Annotated in this window: 1 protein-coding gene; it reads left to right on the forward strand. The window is 42.7% G+C overall.

Translation table 11 applies throughout. From position 1 onward, the window contains the following. Positions 1-183: 183 nt before the first annotated feature. Complete coding sequence (locus tag C5O24_RS13300) at positions 184-1,446, forward strand: MBL fold metallo-hydrolase (RefSeq protein ID WP_107681970.1); 1,263 nt, start codon at positions 184-186, stop codon at positions 1,444-1,446. Positions 1,447-1,488: the final 42 nt, after the last annotated feature.

A 1,488-nucleotide genomic window follows, 5' to 3' on the forward strand; every position in this document is an offset into this window, starting at 1 on the left:
TTTTTTTTTTTTTTTTTTTTTTTTTTTTTTTTTTTTTTGTGGTAAAGTCCTTTTCCAGGGGGTAATGTTCTTGTCCGTAGGTGTGTTAAAGTAAATGATTTTCAGTGGGTCAATTTATCTGGTCAACCGAGGGGCAAATTCACTGAGTTTTTCCAATATTCTCGAAATTAATAATTACGAGAAATGAATATCACAATCCATCGCGGCTCCAATCAGATAGGTGGATGTGTTACCGAATACGAGTCTAACGGCTGGAAACTGTTTGTCGATTACGGCGAACAGTTGCCGGGCTACGCTGTAACATCTCTACAAGTTGAAGGTCTGACTCATGGTGATTTGAGTAAAAGTGCATTACTGATTACTCATTACCATGGCGACCATGTAGCCTGCATAGCAGATCTTCATGAAGAATTGCCAATTTACATTGGACAGACAGCAAAGGGGATTCTTGAAGGATTATCTGAGCATGTCGGATACGTTGACAAGAAGCAAAAAGCATTGAATATCCGACTCAAATCGGCCAATACCTTTACTCCCGGTGTCAGCTTGGAATGTGGTGAATTTCAGATAACGCCTGTCGTGATGGATCATTCCGCTTTCGATGCCTACGCATTTCGCATTGAAGCGGGAGGACTGAAAGTTTTTCATACCGGCGATTTCCGCACACACGGTTTCCGTAGCAGCAAGCTACCGCAAGTCATTGAAAAATACGTGGGGAGGGTAGATTATCTGGTTTGTGAGGCAACGAATGTTTGTCGACCTGTTGCAGGCGTCATGTCGGAACATGAACTTCAGACAGAATTCGTCAAAGCCTTTGCTGAAAATAAGTACAATGTAGTCTATCTCTCTTCTACGAACATAGATCGTTTGTTTGGTCTCTACCATGCGGCGCTGAAAACCGGTCGTCCGTTTTATGTTGACGGATACCAGAAGAAAATAATGGATATCGTTGCCGGAAAAAACAGAATCTGGGGTAAATCCCGCCTATACAGATACAAGGAAGGACGAGAACCTATAGTTCTACATCGGGAAGGAGATGAGTTCAGGGTAAACGATAAGTTTCGAGACAATCTTTCTGAAAACGGTTATGTTATAATTGCTCGCGGTGGCAGAAGATTTGATAGTCTTCTTTCGCGTATCCCCTCGGAAGGTCGAAAAACATATTTCTCCATGTGGCGGGGATATCTCGACAAGTCAAATGTGGCATATAGCTCTGAGTTGGCACAATCTGTACCTGTCAACTATGAATATTTACATACCAGTGGGCATTGCGACATGGAGAGTCTCGACTGGTTGTTTTCAACGCTTAGTCCCAGAGCTATCATCCCTATCCACACAGATAATCCGAGGGCTTTTGCAGATTTGTTCTGTGATAAATGGCCGATATTAATGATGCAGGATGGCGAGACTTTCCGTGCAATCAAAGATCCATTGGATATGGAATAGAAGATGATGAGGATATGCCCAAGGTGCCATATCCTCATCATC

The organism is Paramuribaculum intestinale (assembly GCF_003024925.1).
Lineage (GTDB): Bacteria > Bacteroidota > Bacteroidia > Bacteroidales > Muribaculaceae > Paramuribaculum > Paramuribaculum intestinale.

Coding starts and splice junctions, on each gene's coding strand:
- C5O24_RS13300 (WP_107681970.1), top strand. CDS start 184: ATGAATATCACAATCCATCGCGGCTCCAATCAGATAGGTGGATGTGTT.